Consider the following 18127-nt stretch of genomic DNA (forward strand, 5'->3'; position numbering starts at 1 on the left):
ATTTATTGCACTATTTCCGCATGCACATTCACCACACATGCTGGCGGTTGCATTCAGTATAGACTGCCACCCCCACACGCCCTGTCCGTCGATAAGAAAATGCCAAACGAACGTTCGAACCGCACCGCTAAACGAGACCTCACCGAGCCCAACTGGAGACACCCCCGCCCCAAAACCTGTCACCCCAAGAGGTTGAACACCGAGGCACCTGCTTGCCCGTCATGTCGCAACCGATCAGTCAACCATGCGGCGATCGATGACATACACTGTCATGCATGATTCGCACCCGCACCGCAATTGGCCTGGCTACAGCCGCCATGTGCGCCACTGTTTTGGTCAGTAACGCTGACGCTGAAACCGAGACCCCAACCGCAACAGCAACCGCAACCGCAACAGGCACCGAAACGCCAACAGCAACCCCCACCCCGGGCTCGACGGTGACCACCACCGTGACAACCCAGCCAACGGTGACGGTAACCAAGTCCACAAAGACCCCCACCCCGACGACCACGGAGAAGAAGTCCGACACGCTGACAATTCTGCGTGCGTTTTCCTCGGGTGACTTCTCTGAGGTGAGCACGACGGGCATCATCCTGTTTGTCATCGGCATTATCACCGCACTGCTGAATATGGCGTTGCAGATGGATAAGGAGCAGGTGGATAAGATGCTCGCGGACGTCCGCAAGCAACTGCCTGACCTGCCGTTTTAACCCCTAGGCTGCTATGAAGGGCATCATCCTCGCGGGCGGTTCCGGCACCCGGCTATACCCGATTACTCAGGGCATTTCGAAGCAGCTGATGCCCATTTATGACAAGCCGATGGTGTACTACCCGCTGACCACCCTAATCAGCGCGGGCATCCGCGAGATCCTGGTGATCACCACCCCGGAGGATAGGGCCGCATTTGAGCGGCTGCTTGGCGACGGCTCCCAGCTCGGTCTCATGCTCTCCTACGCAGAGCAGCCCTCACCGGACGGCTTGGCGCAGGCGTTCATCATCGGCAAGGACTTTATTGGGGACGACTCGGTGGCCCTAGTCTTGGGTGACAACATCTTCGACGGCTCGGAGCTGACCCGCATCCTGGGCGAGACGCGCGATGTGGATGGCGGCGTGATCTTTGCGTATGAGGTGTCGGACCCGCAGCGCTATGGTGTGGTGGAGTTTGACCCGGATGGCACGGTGTTGTCCATTGAGGAGAAGCCAGAAACGCCGAAGTCCAACTTTGCGGTGGTGGGGTTGTATTTCTACGACAACTCGGTGGTGGAGATTGCAAAGTCAATTACCCCGAGCGAGCGCGGGGAGCTGGAAATCACTGCGGTGAATGACGCATATCTCAAGCGCGGCCAGCTGAAGGTACACCGCCTGCACCGTGGGGATGTGTGGTTGGACACCGGCACGATTGACTCCATGAGTGAAGCCAGCGCGTATGTGGAGGTCATCCAGAAGCGTACGGGCACGGTGATTGGTTCCCCGGAGGTGGCTGCGTACCGGGAGGGTTTTATTGACGCGGCGCAGCTGGAGCGTTTGGCGGAGCCGGTGATGAAGTCCGGCTACGGGCGCTACCTGCTGGACACGGTACGAGACACGATACGGGACTAGGGTTTTGTGACATGGCTTCACTAGCTGTTTTGATGAGCGTGTACCGCGGCACGGATGCGGACGAGTTGGCTGTGTGCTTACAGTCGCTGGCAGCGCAGACACGTCCGGCGGATGAGGTTGTTGTGGTGCTGGACGGCTCGGTTTCTGAAGCGGTGATGGAGGTGTTAGCGGGGTTCCCGGCGCGCCTGGTGCCGTTGAAGCACAACGTGGGGTTGGGCAAGGCGCTCAACGCGGGGTTGGAGACTGTTGACTCGGAGTTTGTTGCCCGCCTTGATTCGGATGATGCGGCGTATCCGCAGCGCTTTGAGCGCCAGCTGGAGTTTCTGGCCCACCACCCGGAGGTGGCCGCCGTTGGCTCGGCGGTGCGCGAGTTTGAGCAGGATATTGATGATGCTGGGCCGGTCCGCGCACTTCCGGAGAACCCAAGGAATTACGCGAAGATGAATTCGCCGTTGAATCATCCGTCCGTAATGTTCCGCGCGGATGCGGTGCGCCAGGTGGGCAGCTACCAGCACGTGCCGTTTATGGAGGATTATGACCTCTGGGCGCGGCTTTTGAGCAACGGGTGGGAGCTGGCGAATTTGCCGGAGCCTTTGACGTATTTGCGGGTCAATGATGCGCAGTTGCGGCGTCGTGCTGCTGGTGAGACGCGTCGTGCGGAGCTGACGATGCAGCGCAATCTGGTGGCGTATGGGTTGGTGTCGCGCCCGCGCGCGGTGTTCAACTTTGCTGTGCGAAATGCGTACCGGATGTTGCCAATCGGGGTGACTAAGCGCGTGTACTCGCGTCTATTCCACCGTGGCAACTAAGGGCGACTAAGGTATCCCTGCGATGGATACGTCGCGCGCACTCACGGATTTCAGCGACACCTGGCTTGTCATTCCTTGTTTCAATGAGGGCCAGGTGATTTTCGACGTCATTGCGAACGCTCGCCAGACGTTCCCCAACATCGTCGCGGTCAATGACGGTTCGCGCGATAACTCGGCGGAAGCCATCCACGCTGCCGGTGCGCATTTGGTGAACCACCCGGTGAACTTGGGCCAGGGCGCGGCAATTCAGACGGGTGTGGAGTACGCACGCGCGCAACCGGGTGCGCAGTACTTTGTCACGTTTGACGCGGACGGCCAGCACCAGGTCAAGGATGTTGTTGCCATGGTTGAGCGTCTGCGCATGGAGCCGGTGGACATCATCGTGGGCACGCGCTTTGCAGGCCAGGATAATTCGCAGGTGCCGTGGATTAAGCGCGTGGTGTTGAAAACGGTGGTGATGCTGTCGCCACGCACGAAGCGCCTGGGTCTTAGCGACGCGCACAATGGCCTCCGCGCATTCAACCGCAAGGTGGCCGAGGAGATGGACATCCGCATGAACGGGATGAGCCACGCCTCTGAGATCGTGGCGATGATTGATAATCACGGTTGGCGTGTGGCTGAGCAGCCGGTGGATATTTTGTACACGGAGTACTCCATGTCCAAGGGCCAGTCCCTGATCAACGGTGTGAACATTCTTGCAGACGGCCTGATGGCGAGGAGGCTCAAGTGATTCAGCTGATCCTAATTGCCGCCACGGTGGCGTTGGCGGTGTATTTCTTCACCAACCGCAAGAAGGCGAATGCCAAAGCGTGGGTGAAGATCGGCTTTGTGCTGATGATGCTCGCCGCCGTGTGGGCGATCCTGCGCCCGGATGATGTCACGGTCCTGGCCAACTGGTTGGGGGTTGACCGTGGCACGGATCTGATGCTGTATGTGCTGATCGTCGCTTTTTTCTTTACGACGATTTCCACGTGGACCCGCTTCCGCGAACAAGAACTGCGCTACGCGCGCCTTGCCCGGGCGGTGGCGTTGCAAAACGCCGTGCCGCCGGAAACAGACTGTGCAGAATGAACAGATTAGGACGCAGCGATGACATTGGCCACGTGCTCGTGGCCACGCTGGTTGACGTGAATCGGCAGGTTGCCGGCACCGCTGTAGAAGTCCACTAGGCCGGCCCACATGCGGGCGTGGTCAGGTGCGCACATGCTGTTGTTCCACGTGGAGGGCTTCAGGTCTAAAAATTCGATGCCGGTTGCTCGGGCCAGGTCTACCTGTGCCCACTGAATGCTGTCTTCCCAATCGGCGACGGCCGGGAACGGCGTGGTGTCGCTGACGTTGGGTGCGACGTGGAAGAGGCACACGTTACCGTTCTGTGTGACCTTGGGGTAGCCAACGATCTGGATGCGTGCGTTGGGGGCGGCGGCACGGATGCGCTGGATTTGGGGTGCCATGGCGGCGACCCAGTCACGGCGGAAAGTGGCGCGATCGCGGCCGTCGTTGTGGTACGTGTCGTTGAACCCGGTGGAGATGATCACGCGGGCGGTGTTGGGGTTCAGGCCACCGTCGTTAACCGCGCGGGTGACCTGGGAGGAAAACTGCGGTCCCTTTTGGATGGACACGGTGCCGGTGCAGGAGTAGTCCCAGGCTGGCAGGCCCAGTTTGGCAGCGGAGCGCTTACCCCAGCTGGTTGGGCTGGTTGGGCACCAGGTGGTGATGTCGGAGGAGCCCTGGCCGCCGATGCCCAGTTTGCCGCCGAGCCACTGGGCCGCATTCGGGTCGGAGACTACGGAGTCACCGAAAACGACCATGTTGCGCTGCTGCGCCTGGGCCATCTGTGGTGTGGTTACAGACTGTGCGAATGTGCCGAGGCACAGCGCAGCAGCGACGAGCGCTTTGGCTTTGTTGCGGGTTTTGTTGCGCCCGGTTTTTCCAAACATTCGCTTTCCTCCCAATTTTCCCACTGGAAACATTTGTAACTTCAGTAACTTACGCTACCGTAGCACTATGCGACCAACCGCACACCCTACGTTTCTACTGAAATCCTTCGCCCGATTCGTCCCGGCCGTTACACGCGCGGGCATCATCAGCGCCGAAGGCGGCCCCCTTGCGGCCCTCAAAGTCCTGCCCAACCTGGCACGTTTCCACTTCACCACCGCCAGGGAGATCGAACAAGGCGCAGCCGCTACGCCTGAGCGCACCGCTCTTATCGACGACTCCGGCGTCCTCAACTACCGCCAACTTCGCGGCCAATCGCGCTCACTCGCCGCCTGGCTCCTTGAGACCAAAGAGGAACGCGGTCTTGATGAGCTACGCATTGGCGTGATGGCGCGCAACGGCCGCGGCATCATCCTGCCGCTAGGCGCCAAAGGCTATGCCGGCGGGCACATCTTCCTGCTCAACATCGGCTCCTCCCCGGAGCAGCTGCGCGGCATCTTCGCAGAAACCGGCATCAACATCTTGTTCATTGATGATGAGTTCCTCCCCCGCCTCCCCGAAACCGACACCATCATGGACAACATCACGGTCGTCCGCGCCTTTGAAGAGGAGGCCGCCCAAGACAGCGCGGGAATGTTGAGGTTGGCGGAGTTGGTGGGTCGGCGTGGCGTCGGCAAGCAACTGCCCATGTGGCCCAAGCACGGCAACATTGTGCTGATGAGCTCGGGCACCACCGGCATCCCCAAGGGCATCGTGCGGCCCGAGCCGAAGCTGCCGTTTGTGGTGGCGGGCTACCTGGAGGCGATCCCGTGGCGCGCCGGCGACACCGTGCAGCTTTCCGCGTCCATCTTCCACACCTGGGGCTGGTCCGCACTCCAGGTAGCGCTGGCAACCCGCTCCACCATTGTCACCAGCCGCGTTTTCGACCCGGAAGTGTGCTTCCAACAGATCCAGAACTACCGCTGCACCGGCCTGATCTCCTCACCGATCTTTTTCAAGCAGATGCTGGACCTGGACGAGAACTACGACACGTCTACCCTGCGCTACCTGGCCACCGCCGGAAACGCCATCACACCGGCGCTGTTGCGTCGCACCACGGAGCGCTTCGGCCCCATCATTGCCAACATCTACGGCTCCACCGAGCTCGCCCTGGCCGCCGCCGCAACACCCGAACAGTTGCAGGCAGACCCAAGCATCGCAGGCAAGGTTCCCCCTGGCACGGTGCTCAAGCTTTTCGACGCCAACGGCAACGAAGTCCCCACCGGCGAAACCGGCCGCATCTTCCTCCACAACGAAACCGCCCTGCGCAGCTACACCAACCCGGCGACCAAGGCCGAAGTAATCGACGGGCTTATCGAGATCGGCGACCTCGGCTACTTCGACGAGGACGGCTTCCTCCACGTCCTGTCCCGCAATGACGACATGATCATCGTCGGCGGCGAAAACGTCCACCCGCAATCCGTCATTGAGGTGCTCGAAGAGATGCCGGGTGTGGACGAGGTCTACGCCCACGGCGTTGATGATGACGTGATGTTTAAACGCATCGCCGTCTGGATCGTCCGCGCTGGTACTGCGGCGGGGGATGCACTCACCGAAGATTCCGTCCGCGACTGGGTGCGCAACCACCTGGCGGACCATTCCATCCCGCGTGACGTGCACTTTGTTGAGGAGTTGCCGCGAAACGCCATTGGCAAGGTCGTGCCGCGCTTGCTGCCGGAAAGCCGCCGGGACAGCTAATGGCACGCGCCACGTACGCGCTCACCCTCGCGTTTTTGATCACCGCCGGGTGGTCCGCGAACCACTTCGCGTCGGTGCTGGTGCTGCTGCGCCGCGACCACGACGTCTCCGCCGTGTTGGCCAACAGCGCCTACGGTATCTACGCGGTTGGACTCTTCCCTAGCCTGCTCATCGGCGGGTGGGTTGCCGACCGCTTCGGTTCGCGTCCCGCCGTGGTTGCGGGCACCGTCATCGCGGCCGCGGGCAACGCCTACCTCATGCTGGGCGTCCCCGGACACGGGTTGCTCCTCGGCCGCTTCATCGTTGGGCTCGGGGTGGGTCTGGTGGTCAGCGCCGGCACCGCCTGGGCAGGCAGGCTCCGCGGCGCGAGTGGCGCCACCGCCGCGGGCATCGCCCTGACCACCGGGTTCATGCTTGGTCCGGTTTCCTCCGGCGTGGTCGCCCACCTGGCCGCGGACGCGGTGAAGATCCCGTTCGTGGTGCCGATTGTGATGGCTGTGGGGGTGATGGTGGCGTCGATACGCATGCGCGACGACGGCGCACCTGCGGTGACGCGGACGGCTGAGACTCGCTCCGCGCACAGCGAGGCCAAGGCGCTCGCGACTGCGGTGCCGATGGGGATCTGGGTCTTCGCCTCAATCACGACGGCGATGGTGGTGCTGGCCGGGCGCACCGACTTTGCCATCGGCGCGGCGTTTATGCCCGGCGTGGCCGCTGTGCTGGGCTTTAGCGTGGCGCTGGCCGTGCAGGCGCTCGCGCGCCGCGGGCAGTGGGGGCCGCGCGCAGGCGTGGTCGGGGCGCTCGGTGCGGCCGGCGGCATGGCGCTCATCGCGGTTGGCGGGGCACGACCTTCTGCCGCCGTGTTCCTGGCTGCTACCGCACTGCTCGGGTTGGCGTACGGGCTGTGCCTGCGCGAGGGGCTTCTCGACGTCGACGAGTACACCCCGCCCGAAAAACGCGGCCGCGTCATCGGGCTGTACTACGTGGCCACCTACATCGGGTTCGGAATCTCGCCGCTGATCGCGTGGATCACGCCGCGCGTCGGGCCGAGCCTGCCGTTTGCGGTGTTCGCCGTGCTCGCCGCGAGCTCCGCGCTCATCCGCAGCGCGCAGATTCAACGCGGGTACCTGGTGCGCGGGGTTGTTGGGGGTTGAGGTTCGGGGTGTGTGGCGTCGTGGGTATGCGGGCCTAGATGGAGCTAGCTCCGTTTAGAGGGCGCGGCGAGACGGCTGTCGATTCCGCATAGTTAGTACTCGTAACGGATTAATCGACGCATCCGGCTATCCGGTACTGCACGCGGTCTCTTTCCCAGTGATCGCCCCTATTCCCGCGCGTTGTTGAAACCATCCGTGATGATGCGCCACAGAGAACTGATGATGACTGCGGTAATTAAGTAACCGCTGACCACGTAATTGAAAAGGCCGCTACACATCTCATCGCTGAGTATGTCGTAGATCAGAAAAACCGGTGCTAGCACAACCATCACGACTAAGAAACGGTATGGAGAAAGCACCTTTCGCTTAGCCGACAGGTGGACTAGGTACCCCATTGCCATGATGCATAACGAGATGAAGAGCGCGACCACTGCGCCAAGAGCCACATAGAGCAAATTTCTCTCCGAGTTCTTTTAGGGGTGGCCACCACAACCGGGGACAACTCGGCAAGCCACACCAACAACGAAACCCCAGCTAAAACTATTGTCTAGCTGGGATTTTAGTTGAGCCACCTGCGAGAATCGAACTCGCGACCTTCTCATTACGAGTGAGATGCTCTACCGACTGAGCTAAGGTGGCCGGACACAACTTCTGCACACGCAGTGTGTACCGGGATGACAGTGTAGTGGACATCACCGAACAAAAGAAACGCACTGGTCAGGGCCAGAAAAACCTCATCAGCGGGCGCCGCAAGCTTTACGGATGTGCCCAAGCATGCCGTTAAACGCCACGGTGGGGTCGACGCTCTGGTGGAGGCGGGCGCGGCACTGGGCGATGGCGTCCTGGCAGGCCACCAGACCTTCAAGGGACACGCGCTTGGCAATCTCCTCCGCCAGGCCAGAAAAGTCCGGGTGGGTCAGGGGCACTTCCGCACCGGACTTGAACACCAGCGCGTCGCGGTAAATACCCGCAAGGTCCACAAGGGAAAGGTCGAGGGCGTCACGTTTGCGTCGAGTAGCACGCGCCTTCTGCGCGGCCTCAAGTTCTTTGAGCTCGCTGGCAGTGCCGGACATTGCTTTGGCGGCACCGCGCCCCTTCGTGCCAACGCCAAGCGCTACTTCAAGCTTTTCGCGCTCCGCGGCATCCGCCTCGGCGTAGTCGTCCACCGCCTCCTTCTGCACGCGCTTGACCAGGGTGGACACCGCCTGGAAGCCTTGGGCGCCGTGGAAGACCAGCTCCGCCAGGTTGATGGCGGCGGCGCGGCGCGACTGCACCGACTCCATGGTCACCAGCTTGCGGGCACGCCCGATGTGGTGCAGGGACGCTGCAGCAGCCAGCTGCGCATCGTGCTCACTGGCGCCCTCTTCCTCCATAAGCACGCGGACCACTTCCCGCTGCGAGGGCGCCGGGATGTAGAGGTGCCTACAGCGTGAGCGCAGCGTCTGCGAGATGTCTTGGGGGTCCGTGGACGGCGCACACAACACGATCACGGTCTGTTCCGGTGGCTCCTCAACGGTTTTGAGGAGCACGTCGGCCGCCTCCTTGGTAAGGCGGTCGGCGTTTTGGATGATGAGGATGCGGTGTGACGCAACCGTCGGCAAGCGGGAAGCTTGAGCAACAATCTCACGCACCGGCTCAACTTTGATGGCAAGCTCGCGCGGCACAACATGCACCAAGTCGGTGTGGGTGCCTGCCAGGGCGTCGCAGCAGGACTTGCAGCGGCCGCAGCCGATCTCAGACGGGTCCTCGCACATGAGCGCCGCGGCGAACGCCAGCGCCGCATTCGAGCGGCCAGCGCCCGGCGGGCCAGTGAACAACCAGGCGTGCGCAAAGGCGTGGGGGTCCGCACCTTCCACTCCGCGTGCGGCTGCGGCGGCGGCCAAAATTGTGTCGCGGACCTTGGGTGCATCAGCAAGTCGCTGTGCAACGCTGCGCGGAGCTACGGTAGTCACAACGGCTAAGGGTACTCGGCGCTAAGGTGATACACCATGAAACGACTTTGGCGCGGCCTCACCTGGCTCATGCGCACATCGTGGCCGCTGTACGCCGCGAGTGTGCTGGGCACCAATGTCGTCGGCGCCATCGCCATCATGCTGTTCGTGCGCTACCTGCTGCCCATGCGCGAGGTTGAAGAGCTCAGCCTGGACCACATGGGCCTGGGGCTCATCGGCGTGATCTACTTCGCCCTGGCCGTGGTTATTGGCCTGATTGTGACGCTGCTGCTCTTCCGCCCGGTACTGGAATGGCAGTTAAGTCCGGACGATCATGACCCGAATATGGTGCGCAACCTGGTACTTCGCCTGCCTATTTTGCAGACGGGCATTGTGGTTGCGGTGTGGCTGGTTGGCATTGCAATCATCACGTTTGTGGCCTCCCGTCTGTCGTGGCAGCTGGCGTTAGTTATTTTCGTAGCCACGTTGCTCACCTGTTTTGTCATGGCGGTGTTGACGTACCTGCAGGCAGAGCGCCTGGTGCGTCCGGTTGCGGCTGAGGCGCTGGCGCGCAGGTTTGAAGATTCCACGCTTGAGCCACCGATCAAGCAGCGCTTGTACATGACGTGGCTGGTCACCTCTGGCGTGCCGCTGCTGGGCATCCTGCTGCTGTTCGTTGCACAGTCCCGCGGCTTTTTCACCCACACCCCCGGCGAGTTGATCCCGGCGGCCCTGGTGCTCACCATCGCAGCGCTGATCACAGGTTTTGTGGGCACCGCCTTTTCCGTGATGAACGTGGTGGACCCGATTAAGGAGCTGCAGGACGCGATTAACCGCGTGCGCCGCGGTGAGCGCAACACGCAGGTGGATATCTACGACGGCTCGGAGATCGGCGTTCTGCAGGCCGGTTTCAACGAGATGATGCGCGGGCTGAACGAACGCCAGCGCGTGCGCGACATTTTCGGCCGCTATGTCGGCGCCGAGGTTGCCCAGAAGGCCCTAGAGGAAAAGCCGGAGCTAGGTGGTGAGGATCGCCGTGTGGCGGTGCTGTTCATCGACGTGATCGGGTCGACCACCTTCGCCGTCGACCACACCCCGGAGGAGGTTGTGGCGGAGCTCAACCGCTTCTTCGAGATCGTCGTGGACGTGGTGCATGAGAACAAGGGCATCATCAACAAGTTCCAGGGCGACGCTGCCTTGGCGGTTTTTGGAGCTCCAGTTTCGCTTCACGACGCTGCGTCACACGCCCTCCAAGCCGCCCGCGAACTCACCGACGAACTGGCTGGCCTTGAACTCCAGGCAGGCATCGGTGTGGCGTCCGGGCACGTAGTTGCCGGCCACATCGGTGGTTCCGACCGTTTCGAGTACACCGTGATCGGCGACGCCGTTAACGCCGCCGCACGCCTGACGGAACTGGCAAAGGACACCCCTGGCAAGGTGCTCACCAACGCGGCGACCCTGCGCGCAGCCAATGAGGTGGAGCAGCAGCGCTGGACGCTGATGAAGTCCGTGGAGCTGCGCGGCCGCAACAAGATGACGCAGTTGGCCCGCCCGGTGCGCTCCACCCTGGCGGACCGCTCCTAGGGGGCGCCTAGCCGCTACTTCCGGCGGGCCTTCACCACACGCTTGGTGGTTTTCTTGACCGTCTTCCGAGTGGTTTTCTTGGCGGCACCACCGTCGGCGGCTTCGCGTGCGCGGCGTGCGGACAGCAGCTCGTTGGCGCGCTCATCCGTCATGGTCTCTGGCGTATCCCCACGCTGCAGAGACGCGTTGGTCACGCCGTCGGTGACGTACGGGCCGAAACGGCCGTCCTTAATGGACATCGGCTTGCCGGTCACGTCATTGTCACCCAGCATCTTCAACGGCGGCTTCGCAGCAGCACGGCCGCGGCGCTTCGGCTCCGCATAAATGCGGCGCGCTTCCTCCAGCGTGATGTTGAAGATCTGGTCCTCGCTGGCCAAGGAGCGCGAGTCGCTGCCCTTCTTCAGGTACGGGCCGTAGCGGCCGTTCTGCGCGGTGATCACCTCGCCATCAGCCGGGTCCACGCCAACCTCACGCGGCAGCGACAACAGCTTCAGCGCCTCCTCCAACGTCACCGTCGCCGGCTCCATGGAGGCAAACAGGGATGCGGTGGCTGGCTTGAGCTGCTCGTCCACCAGCGCTGCGATGCGCTTTTCCTTCTGCGCAGCCGCCGTCTTGGTCTCCCAGTTCTTGGCGCGCTTGCCTTCTTCCGCACGCTGCTTGTCTTCCGCGGCGCGCTCTTCGGCGACAACTTCTTCGGCGTGGGCTTCGGCTTTCACGCGTTCGTCGTCACGCACGAGCTCTGTCACGTACGGACCGTAACGGCCCTCCTTGGCCACAATCATGCGACCGTTGGCCGGGTTTTCGCCCAGCTCACGGCCGGACTGCGGGGTGGCAAAGAGCTTCTCCGCCATCTCAAGGGTGATCTCATCCGGCGTGACGGACTCGGACAGATTCGCGCGCTGGTACTCCGGCTCGCCGTCTGCGGTGGTACCCACCACACGCTCAATGTAGGGGCCGTAGCGGCCAACACGCACGATCACGTCGCGGCCCTCGCTGTCCTCGAACAGCTTCAGCGAGTTCGCCTCCCTGGCGTCAATGGACTCCAGGTTTGCGTCAATCATGTGCTTCAAACCGCCACGGCGCGCAATGGCATCTGCCATGGTGTCGCGCGCATCAGCGTCACCGAAGTAGAAGCCGGTGAGCCACTGCGTGCGGTCCTCATTGCCGTGCGCGATCTCATCCAGCTCATCTTCCATGGATGAGGTGAAGTCATAATCCACCAGCGCGTCAAAGTTGTTCTCCAAAAGGCCAACCACGGAAAACGCAACCCACGTAGGCACAAGCGCGTTGCCGCGGGCAGCCACGTAGCCGCGGTCCTGGATGGTCTTGATAATGCTGGCGTAGGTGGACGGGCGGCCAATGCCCAGCTCCTCCATCTTCTTCACCAGGGAGGCTTCGGTGTATCGCGCCGGCGGGTTCGTGGAGTGCTCATCCGCACTGATGCCGTTAACGTTCAGCGCATCACCCTCGGCTACCTGCGGCAGGTGCGTCTCCTTGTCCTGGTCAGAGTAGGCGCGCAGCCAGCCCGGGAAGGTGATCGTGCGGCCGGTAGCGGCAAACTCAGCGACCTCGCCGGTATTCGCCTCACCGGTCACCGTGATCTTCGTGGAGTTGCCGCGCGCGTCCGTCATCTGGGAGGCAACGGTGCGCTGCCAGATCAGCTCATAGAGCTTGAACTCTTCGGCATCCAGGGAGCCCGCCAGCTGACCCGGCGTTGCAAAGCGCTCACCAGCTGGGCGAATCGCCTCGTGCGCCTCCTGGGAGTTCTTCACCTTGCGCTCATAGACCCGCGGGGAATCCGCCACAAAGTTCGCACCGTAGAGCTCACGCGCCGCAGCACGCGCCGCATCTAGGCCCTGCTTGGACAAAGACGTCGAGTCTGTACGCATATAGGTAATGTGGCCGTTTTCGTACAAACGCTGCGCAATGCGCATCGTGCGCGCGGACGTAAAGTGCAGCTTGCGGCCAGCCTCCTGCTGTAGCGTCGACGTCATAAACGGCGCATAGGGCTTACGCGTGTACGGCTTCTCCTCCACGCTGGTCACCCGCATGGTATCGCCGAACGCACCAGCCAAGCTTTGGGCTTTTTGCTTATCGACGACCACCGCCTCCCCCTTCAACCGCCCCCTATCGTCGAAGTCGCGTCCTTGGGCGATGCGTGCGCCGTCGATAGTAATGAGCTTCGCATCGAAGTTCGTGTTACCGCTCTGCGGGGTAAGCGAGGCCGTGAGATCCCAATACTCCGCAGCAATGAACGCCATGCGCTCACGCTCACGCTCCACAATCACACGCGTAGCCACCGACTGCACACGGCCAGCCGACAGGCGCGGCATAACCTTCTTCCACAAAACCGGGCTGACCTCATAGCCATACAGACGGTCCAAGATGCGGCGCGTTTCCTGCGCATCCACCAAATCCATATCCAACTCGCGAGTGTTTTCGGCGGCCTCACGAATCGCGGACTCAGTAATCTCGTTGAACACCATGCGCTCAACCGGCACCTTCGGCTTCAACGTCTCCAGCAAGTGCCAGGCAATCGCCTCACCCTCACGGTCCGGGTCTGTTGCTAGAAGAAGCTTGTCCGACTCCTTGAGCTTGGCCTTTAAGTCCGAAACCTTCTTCTTTTTATCCGGGCTGACCACATAGATAGGCGCGAAGCTTTCATCCGGGTTCACACCCAGTTTCGCCCACGGCTCATTTTTGTACTTCGCCGGAATATCGGCAGCGCGACTGGGCAGATCGCGGATATGGCCCACCGAGGCCTCCACAATATAATTGTCACCCAAATATTTTTGGATCTTCTTCGCCTTGGTCGCCGACTCAACGATCACCAGGGTCTTGCCGCTCGCAGCCACGCTGATGTGACACCTCACTTCACTTTGCCGAAACTTCCTCATTTGTAGCAGATCACGGCAACACTACCCCTGCAAGGACCCTGCGAACCTTGCCCCCAAGGGTTTGTGGCGCAGAAGACTACACTCGCTGGGGAGCTTATTTTGGGCCTGTATTTGGCCCTGCATTTGGAAGGAGGCTTACGGCGTGGAAGCAATGTCATCACTCATGGACGCATTCATTGCATTCCTGCACATGCTGATGGCAACGCCGTTCTTCTACCCGCTGCTCAGCCTTGTCATTGTGGGCGACGCCATCTGCCCCTTGCTGCCCAGCGAAACCATTCTTAACCTAGCTGGCGCTTTCTCCGCGTCTCAAGGTGTCCCCGACCTGAAATACACCATCATCGCCGCCATCATCGGTGGTGTGGTTGGAGACAATATCTGTTTCGCCCTCGGCGGCCGCCTCATCGGCGTGGTCAACCGCCTCGACCCAGACTCCAAAGCCGGCCAAGCCATCCAATGGGTGCGCCGCAACATGAAACGCAGCGCCGGCATCACCATCCTCGTCGGCCGTTTCCTCCCCTGGGCCCGGTGGGTTGCCACCATTGTTTTTGCTTCCGTTGGCTACAACTGGTTCGCCTTCTTTATTTACGACACCATCGGTGTCATCCTCTGGGCCACCCTCGCCGTGGGCTTGGGCTACGCAGGCGGCTCGCTGCTTGCGGATTACCCCCTGCTTGCCATGATCGTCGGCGTTGCGCTGGGGTCCTTGGTTGGCCTGATCATCCAGCGTGTTCAGAACTGGTTCTTTGAAACCCGCGACATCCGCCGGGGTGTGTCGGAGGTCTAGGGGTTTCGGGCTGGTTTGTGGCTGGTTTGTGGCTGGTTTCGGCGCTTTGAGCGGCGGTCCCTGACAAATCGTGCAGCAGGCCCTTAGTGCTTCGGCAAACGTGCAGGTCGCCGATTTTGCCTCGTCGGATTTGTCAGGATCCGCGGTTCGCCACTGACAAATCTGACATTCCCCCCAGCCCGGTTTTGAAAACCCCCAGGTCGCCAAAATGGCGTTGTCAACTTTGTCAGCGCACCAACCGGGTCACCCCCTCAAACGGCCCACTCCCCCAACGAAAAAGCCCCCACCACCAGGGCGGGGACTATCAAGAGCGGTAAACGCCCGAGGTAACAAAACGCTAGATGACGTTTACCTGCTGGGCCTGCGGGCCCTTCTGGCCTTCGCCAACCTCGAACTCAACCTGCTGGTTCTCTTCGAGGGTGCGGAAGCCGGAGCCCTGAATCTCGGAGTAGTGAACGAAGAGGTCTGCGGAGCCGTCGCTTGGTGCGATGAAGCCGTAGCCTTTTTCTGCGTTGAACCACTTGACAGTTCCAGTTGCCATTGTGTGTTTGGACCTTTCGAAAGACGTGATGTTCTTGGAGTTGTCGTCCACCAGGACTTCGAAAGACCTGGCGCCCGCGTGCACAATCCTCGCGAGCGCCGCCGTAGGGCGCGCACAAAATCTGTGAACGTTTCCCAGTCTGCCACGAATTGGCCTGCGCGGCTACCCTGCTTGCATGGAAGATTTCGGCGACAGTCTCATTGGTTCCCTCAAGCGCCGTCTGCCGCATTCCACCATCACGCATGTTGAGAAGGTGCCGGCGTGCCCGGCGCGTTTCGCCAGCTGGCCGGCGTGGGTTGAGCCGAGTTTGGAGCAGTTGCTTGTTCACGCCGACGTCACCCACCCCTACATCCACCAATCAGCAACCGCAGAGCATGCGTGGGCGGGGCGTGATGTGGTGGTGGCAACGGGGACGTCTTCAGGCAAGTCGCTTGGTTATCAGCTGCCGGTGTTGTCTGCGCTGGCTGCGGATGAGAAGGCGTGTGCGTTGTATGTGACGCCGACGAAGGCGTTGGGCTCTGACCAGTTGCAGGCAACCACGCAGATGGTGCGGGGTGCGGCAGGACTGCGTGCGGCCAATATCAGCCCGGCGCCGTATGACGGGGATACGCCGCAGGAGGCGCGGGCGGGGATTCGGGAGCAGTCGCGGTTTGTGTTCACCAACCCGGACATGTTGCACGCGGGCATCTTGGCTGGTCATCAGCGGTGGGCGCGGCTGCTTCGGCATTTGCGGTACGTGGTGGTGGATGAGTGCCACACCTACCGCGGGGTGTTTGGGGCGAATGTTGCGTTGGTGCTGCGTCGGTTGATCAGGATTGCGGAGGCTTACGGCTCAACGCCGACGTTTATCTTTGCCTCCGCAACCGCTGCGGATCCGGCGGGCCAGGCGTCCAGGTTGTGTGGGCGCGAGGTCATTGCGGTGACGGAGGACGGTGCGCCCACCGGTGAGCGCACCATCGCCCTGTGGGAACCGGGCTTTATCGAGGGCCCGGACGCCCCGACCGCGGACAATGGTGCGCCGGTGCGCTACGCCGCCACCACCGAGGCAGCTGGCATCATGGCGCAGCTGATTGCAGACGGCGCACGTACCCTCACCTTCGTCCGCTCCCGGCGCGCTGCGGAGATCGTGGCCATGCGCGCCCAGGAGGAACTGGTTCTTTTGGGCAGGCCGGATTTTGCCGGGCGGGTGGCCTCATATCGTGCGGGCTATCTTGCGGAGGATCGTCGCAAGTTAGAGCGCGCACTCGATGAAGGCGAGTTGCTCGGCATGGCCACCACCAACGCGCTTGAGTTGGGTATTGACGTTGGTGGGTTGGACGCTGTGGTGATGGCGGGGTTTCCGGGGACGGTTGCGTCGTTTCGTCAACAAGCAGGGCGCGCGGGCAGGCGGGGTCAGCATTCGGTGGCGGTGCTGGTGGCGCGCGATGACCCGATGGATACCTACCTGGTGCATCACCCGGAGGCGCTTTTGCGCAAGCCGGTGGAAAACAGTGTGTTTAATCCCTCCAATCCGTATTTGCTTCGTGGGCATGTGTACTGCGCGGCCGTTGAGCGCCCGCTGACCAGCGCGGACATTGAGACCTTCGGTGCTGCCGAAGTGGTGGACGAGCTGGTCGACGGCGGTTTCCTGCGCAAGCGCGGGGAGCGCTACTTTGCCGTGCCGCAGCTGCAGGGGGAGATCTCCCCGGAGACGGCGCACGCGAACGTGTCGTTGCGCGGCGGGTCCGGCCAGGAGGTGGCGATTGTGGACGTCACCGACGGCCGCCTGCTTGGCACCGTGGATGCGGCGCGCGCGATGAGCCAGGTTCACGACGGCGCCGTGTACATCCACCAAGGCGAGCAATTCGTCGTGGACACGCTGGACCTGGAGGACTACGTGGCGCTTGTGACGCCGGAAACCCCGGACTACACCACGCAGGCGCGCTCCACCACGGACATCACCATCCTGGGCACACCAACCGAGCTGACCAACCCCTCGCCGGGGCTGTGGGTGGCGAATGTGGATGTTGAGGTGGTTGACCGGGTGACGGGCTATGTGGTCCGGCTTGCGGACGGCACCGTCTCCGAACACATCCCGCTCGATCTGCCAGAACAACGCCTGATCACCAGGGCGGTGGCCTACACCATCGATCCCATGGCACTGGACGCGATGGGCATTTCCGCAGGCGAAGTTCCCGGCGCGCTGCACGCCGCGGAACACGCCGCGATTGGCCTGTTGCCGCTGCTTGCAACGTGCGACCGTTGGGACATCGGCGGTGTATCCACCGCACTGCACCCAGACACGATGCTGCCGACCGTGTTTGTCTACGACGGCCACCCCGGCGGCGCAGGTTTCGCCGACGAGGGCTTCCGCCGCTTCCACGAATGGATCACCGCCACCTACGAGGCGGTGCGCGCCTGCGGGTGCGAGGACGGCTGCCCCTCGTGTGTGCACTCGCCGAAGTGCGGCAACGGCAACCAGCCGCTGGACAAACACGCCGCGCTCAAGCTGCTTGGCGCGCTTGTCACCATGACGTCGGGGCAGAGCATGACGTCGGGGCAGAGCCCCTCCGTCATGAAGAAAGAGAAGGACTAGAGCGGGCCTGCCCGGGCGTGGCCGGTGGCTGTGCGGATGGTGCGGGGGATGGCGGTTGTGGTGGTGACGTGGCCGTCGATAAGCAAGCAATGCTCCAAGGTGGCCGAGTTGAGCTCGGCGGTGCGTGCGGCAACCGCGCAGGCGTCCGCACCCTGGTAGAGGGCGGTGGCGCCCGCGACGGCGGCGAGCTCGGCGGCGACCTGGGCGCGGTGGGAATCCGCAACCGCACCGCCGATCGCCGCCACAGACGCGGCCAGGGCGACGACGGCGCTGACGATGCCGGCAGAGGTAACGGTGCTCATTGGTACTCCACGGGGAAGATGGCCTGGGCGCGCATGGTGCCAATGGCTGCGGGGACGCGTGCGGTGGCGGTGACTAGGCCTGCGGATTCGGTAATGGCTACCTCACCGCGCGGGGGTTGGTAGCTCACGCCGATGGCGGCCGAGCGGGCCGCCGCACCCGCGATGTCCACTGCGGAGATAAACGCCGCGATGGTGGCAATACCCCCGATGATGGCTGCGGTGACGGTGACCAGCACGGTCATGGACAGTGCGGTTTCGATGGTGGTCATGGCTCAA

17 protein-coding genes and 1 tRNA gene are annotated in these 18127 nt (G+C 62.4%); 10 read left to right on the top strand and 8 right to left on the bottom strand.

All coding sequences use genetic code 11. From position 1 onward, the window contains the following. The first annotated feature begins 275 nt into the window (after positions 1-275). The 5 genes from AK829_RS08870 to AK829_RS08890 are packed head-to-tail and all read left to right on the top strand — an operon-like array spanning position 276 to position 3479. Positions 276-710 carry a hypothetical protein gene (locus tag AK829_RS08870; RefSeq protein WP_052205522.1) on the top strand — a complete coding sequence of 145 codons (435 nt, stop codon included), beginning with the start codon at positions 276-278 and terminating at the stop codon, positions 708-710. Between the two features lie 13 nt (positions 711-723). Beyond that, positions 724-1599 carry a glucose-1-phosphate thymidylyltransferase RfbA gene (gene rfbA / locus AK829_RS08875; RefSeq protein WP_052205523.1) on the top strand — a complete coding sequence of 292 codons (876 nt, stop codon included), beginning with the start codon at positions 724-726 and terminating at the stop codon, positions 1597-1599. Between the two features lie 11 nt (positions 1600-1610). Then, complete coding sequence (locus tag AK829_RS08880) at positions 1611-2408, top strand: glycosyltransferase (protein ID WP_052205524.1); 798 nt, start codon at positions 1611-1613, stop codon at positions 2406-2408. A gap of 22 nt (positions 2409-2430) precedes the next feature. Continuing rightward, positions 2431-3138, top strand: a complete 708-nt coding sequence (locus AK829_RS08885; RefSeq protein WP_052205525.1) for a glycosyltransferase family 2 protein — start codon at positions 2431-2433, stop codon at positions 3136-3138. Next, entirely contained in the window at positions 3135-3479 is a 345-nt protein-coding gene (locus AK829_RS08890; protein WP_052205526.1) for a DUF2304 domain-containing protein, read from the top strand. Before AK829_RS08885 ends, AK829_RS08890 begins: the two co-directional genes overlap by 4 nt. 5 nt (positions 3480-3484) lie before the next feature. On the opposite strand, the gene AK829_RS08895 is transcribed toward AK829_RS08890, so the two are convergent. After that, positions 3485-4345 carry a GDSL-type esterase/lipase family protein gene (locus AK829_RS08895; protein ID WP_052205527.1) on the bottom strand — a complete coding sequence of 287 codons (861 nt, stop codon included), beginning with the start codon at positions 4343-4345 and terminating at the stop codon, positions 3485-3487. A gap of 67 nt (positions 4346-4412) precedes the next feature. Between AK829_RS08895 and AK829_RS08900 the strand changes: the two genes are divergently transcribed. Next, positions 4413-6080, top strand: a complete 1668-nt coding sequence (locus tag AK829_RS08900) for an AMP-binding protein (RefSeq protein WP_052205528.1) — start codon at positions 4413-4415, stop codon at positions 6078-6080. Continuing rightward, positions 6080-7234: an MFS transporter gene (locus AK829_RS08905; protein ID WP_052205529.1), complete on the top strand. Its 1155-nt coding sequence runs from the start codon at positions 6080-6082 to the stop codon at positions 7232-7234. Before AK829_RS08900 ends, AK829_RS08905 begins: the two co-directional genes overlap by 1 nt. 167 nt (positions 7235-7401) lie before the next feature. On the opposite strand, the gene AK829_RS08910 is transcribed toward AK829_RS08905, so the two are convergent. From AK829_RS08910 to AK829_RS08920, 3 genes are all read right to left on the bottom strand, one after another. After that, positions 7402-7680: a hypothetical protein gene (locus AK829_RS08910; protein ID WP_070494224.1), complete on the bottom strand. Its 279-nt coding sequence runs from the start codon at positions 7678-7680 to the stop codon at positions 7402-7404. Between the two features lie 120 nt (positions 7681-7800). Further along, positions 7801-7873: transfer RNA gene (locus AK829_RS08915), tRNA-Thr, on the bottom strand. 98 nt (positions 7874-7971) lie between these two features. Continuing rightward, complete coding sequence (locus AK829_RS08920; protein ID WP_052205531.1) at positions 7972-9186, bottom strand: DNA polymerase III subunit delta'; 1215 nt, start codon at positions 9184-9186, stop codon at positions 7972-7974. 36 nt (positions 9187-9222) lie between these two features. Here AK829_RS08920 and AK829_RS08925 point away from each other — a divergent pair, with 36 nt between their 5' ends. Continuing rightward, complete coding sequence (locus tag AK829_RS08925; RefSeq protein WP_052205532.1) at positions 9223-10749, top strand: adenylate/guanylate cyclase domain-containing protein; 1527 nt, start codon at positions 9223-9225, stop codon at positions 10747-10749. A 14-nt stretch (positions 10750-10763) separates the two neighbouring features. On the opposite strand, the gene topA is transcribed toward AK829_RS08925, so the two are convergent. Next, positions 10764-13646, bottom strand: a complete 2883-nt coding sequence (topA, locus tag AK829_RS08930; RefSeq protein ID WP_052205533.1) for a type I DNA topoisomerase — start codon at positions 13644-13646, stop codon at positions 10764-10766. Between the two features lie 163 nt (positions 13647-13809). Between topA and AK829_RS08935 the strand changes: the two genes are divergently transcribed. After that, on the top strand, positions 13810-14433 hold the full coding sequence (locus AK829_RS08935) for a DedA family protein (RefSeq protein WP_232305714.1): 624 nt from the start codon (positions 13810-13812) through the stop codon (positions 14431-14433). A 337-nt stretch (positions 14434-14770) separates the two neighbouring features. Here the strand turns inward: AK829_RS08935 and AK829_RS08940 are convergent, their stop codons facing one another. Then, a complete protein-coding gene (locus AK829_RS08940) occupies positions 14771-14974 on the bottom strand; it encodes a cold-shock protein (protein ID WP_052206482.1) in 204 nt (67 codons plus the stop codon). Between the two features lie 175 nt (positions 14975-15149). On the opposite strand from AK829_RS08940, the gene AK829_RS08945 reads away from it, so the two are divergent. Beyond that, entirely contained in the window at positions 15150-17549 is a 2400-nt protein-coding gene (locus AK829_RS08945; protein WP_052205534.1) for a DEAD/DEAH box helicase, read from the top strand. Here AK829_RS08945 and AK829_RS08950 read toward each other — a convergent pair. Beyond that, positions 17546-17851, bottom strand: a complete 306-nt coding sequence (locus AK829_RS08950) for an Rv3654c family TadE-like protein (protein WP_052205535.1) — start codon at positions 17849-17851, stop codon at positions 17546-17548. The two genes, AK829_RS08945 and AK829_RS08950, sit on opposite strands and share 4 nt — an antisense overlap. Further along, positions 17848-18120, bottom strand: a complete 273-nt coding sequence (locus AK829_RS08955; protein ID WP_052205536.1) for a hypothetical protein — start codon at positions 18118-18120, stop codon at positions 17848-17850. The genes AK829_RS08950 and AK829_RS08955 overlap by 4 nt, the downstream gene beginning before the upstream one ends. Between the last annotated feature and the right edge of the window lie 7 nt (positions 18121-18127).

The sequence above is a fragment of the Corynebacterium riegelii genome, assembly GCF_001263755.1.
In the GTDB taxonomy this organism is placed as follows: Bacteria; Actinomycetota; Actinomycetes; order Mycobacteriales; family Mycobacteriaceae; genus Corynebacterium; species Corynebacterium riegelii.

Bases quoted from the DNA above. Each gene is read 5' to 3' on its own strand.
- AK829_RS08900 (WP_052205528.1), top strand. From the start codon at position 4,413: ATGCGACCAACCGCACACCCTACGTTTCTACTGAAATCCTTCGCCCGA.
- AK829_RS08885 (WP_052205525.1), top strand. From the start codon at position 2,431: ATGGATACGTCGCGCGCACTCACGGATTTCAGCGACACCTGGCTTGTC.
- AK829_RS08880 (WP_052205524.1), top strand. From the start codon at position 1,611: ATGGCTTCACTAGCTGTTTTGATGAGCGTGTACCGCGGCACGGATGCG.
- AK829_RS08950 (WP_052205535.1), bottom strand. From the start codon at position 17,851: ATGAGCACCGTTACCTCTGCCGGCATCGTCAGCGCCGTCGTCGCCCTG.
- rfbA (WP_052205523.1), top strand. From the start codon at position 724: ATGAAGGGCATCATCCTCGCGGGCGGTTCCGGCACCCGGCTATACCCG.
- AK829_RS08895 (WP_052205527.1), bottom strand. From the start codon at position 4,345: ATGTTTGGAAAAACCGGGCGCAACAAAACCCGCAACAAAGCCAAAGCG.
- AK829_RS08925 (WP_052205532.1), top strand. From the start codon at position 9,223: ATGAAACGACTTTGGCGCGGCCTCACCTGGCTCATGCGCACATCGTGG.
- AK829_RS08940 (WP_052206482.1), bottom strand. From the start codon at position 14,974: ATGGCAACTGGAACTGTCAAGTGGTTCAACGCAGAAAAAGGCTACGGC.
- AK829_RS08955 (WP_052205536.1), bottom strand. From the start codon at position 18,120: ATGACCACCATCGAAACCGCACTGTCCATGACCGTGCTGGTCACCGTC.
- AK829_RS08905 (WP_052205529.1), top strand. From the start codon at position 6,080: ATGGCACGCGCCACGTACGCGCTCACCCTCGCGTTTTTGATCACCGCC.
- AK829_RS08870 (WP_052205522.1), top strand. From the start codon at position 276: ATGATTCGCACCCGCACCGCAATTGGCCTGGCTACAGCCGCCATGTGC.
- AK829_RS08935 (WP_232305714.1), top strand. From the start codon at position 13,810: ATGGACGCATTCATTGCATTCCTGCACATGCTGATGGCAACGCCGTTC.
- topA (WP_052205533.1), bottom strand. From the start codon at position 13,646: ATGAGGAAGTTTCGGCAAAGTGAAGTGAGGTGTCACATCAGCGTGGCT.
- AK829_RS08945 (WP_052205534.1), top strand. From the start codon at position 15,150: ATGGAAGATTTCGGCGACAGTCTCATTGGTTCCCTCAAGCGCCGTCTG.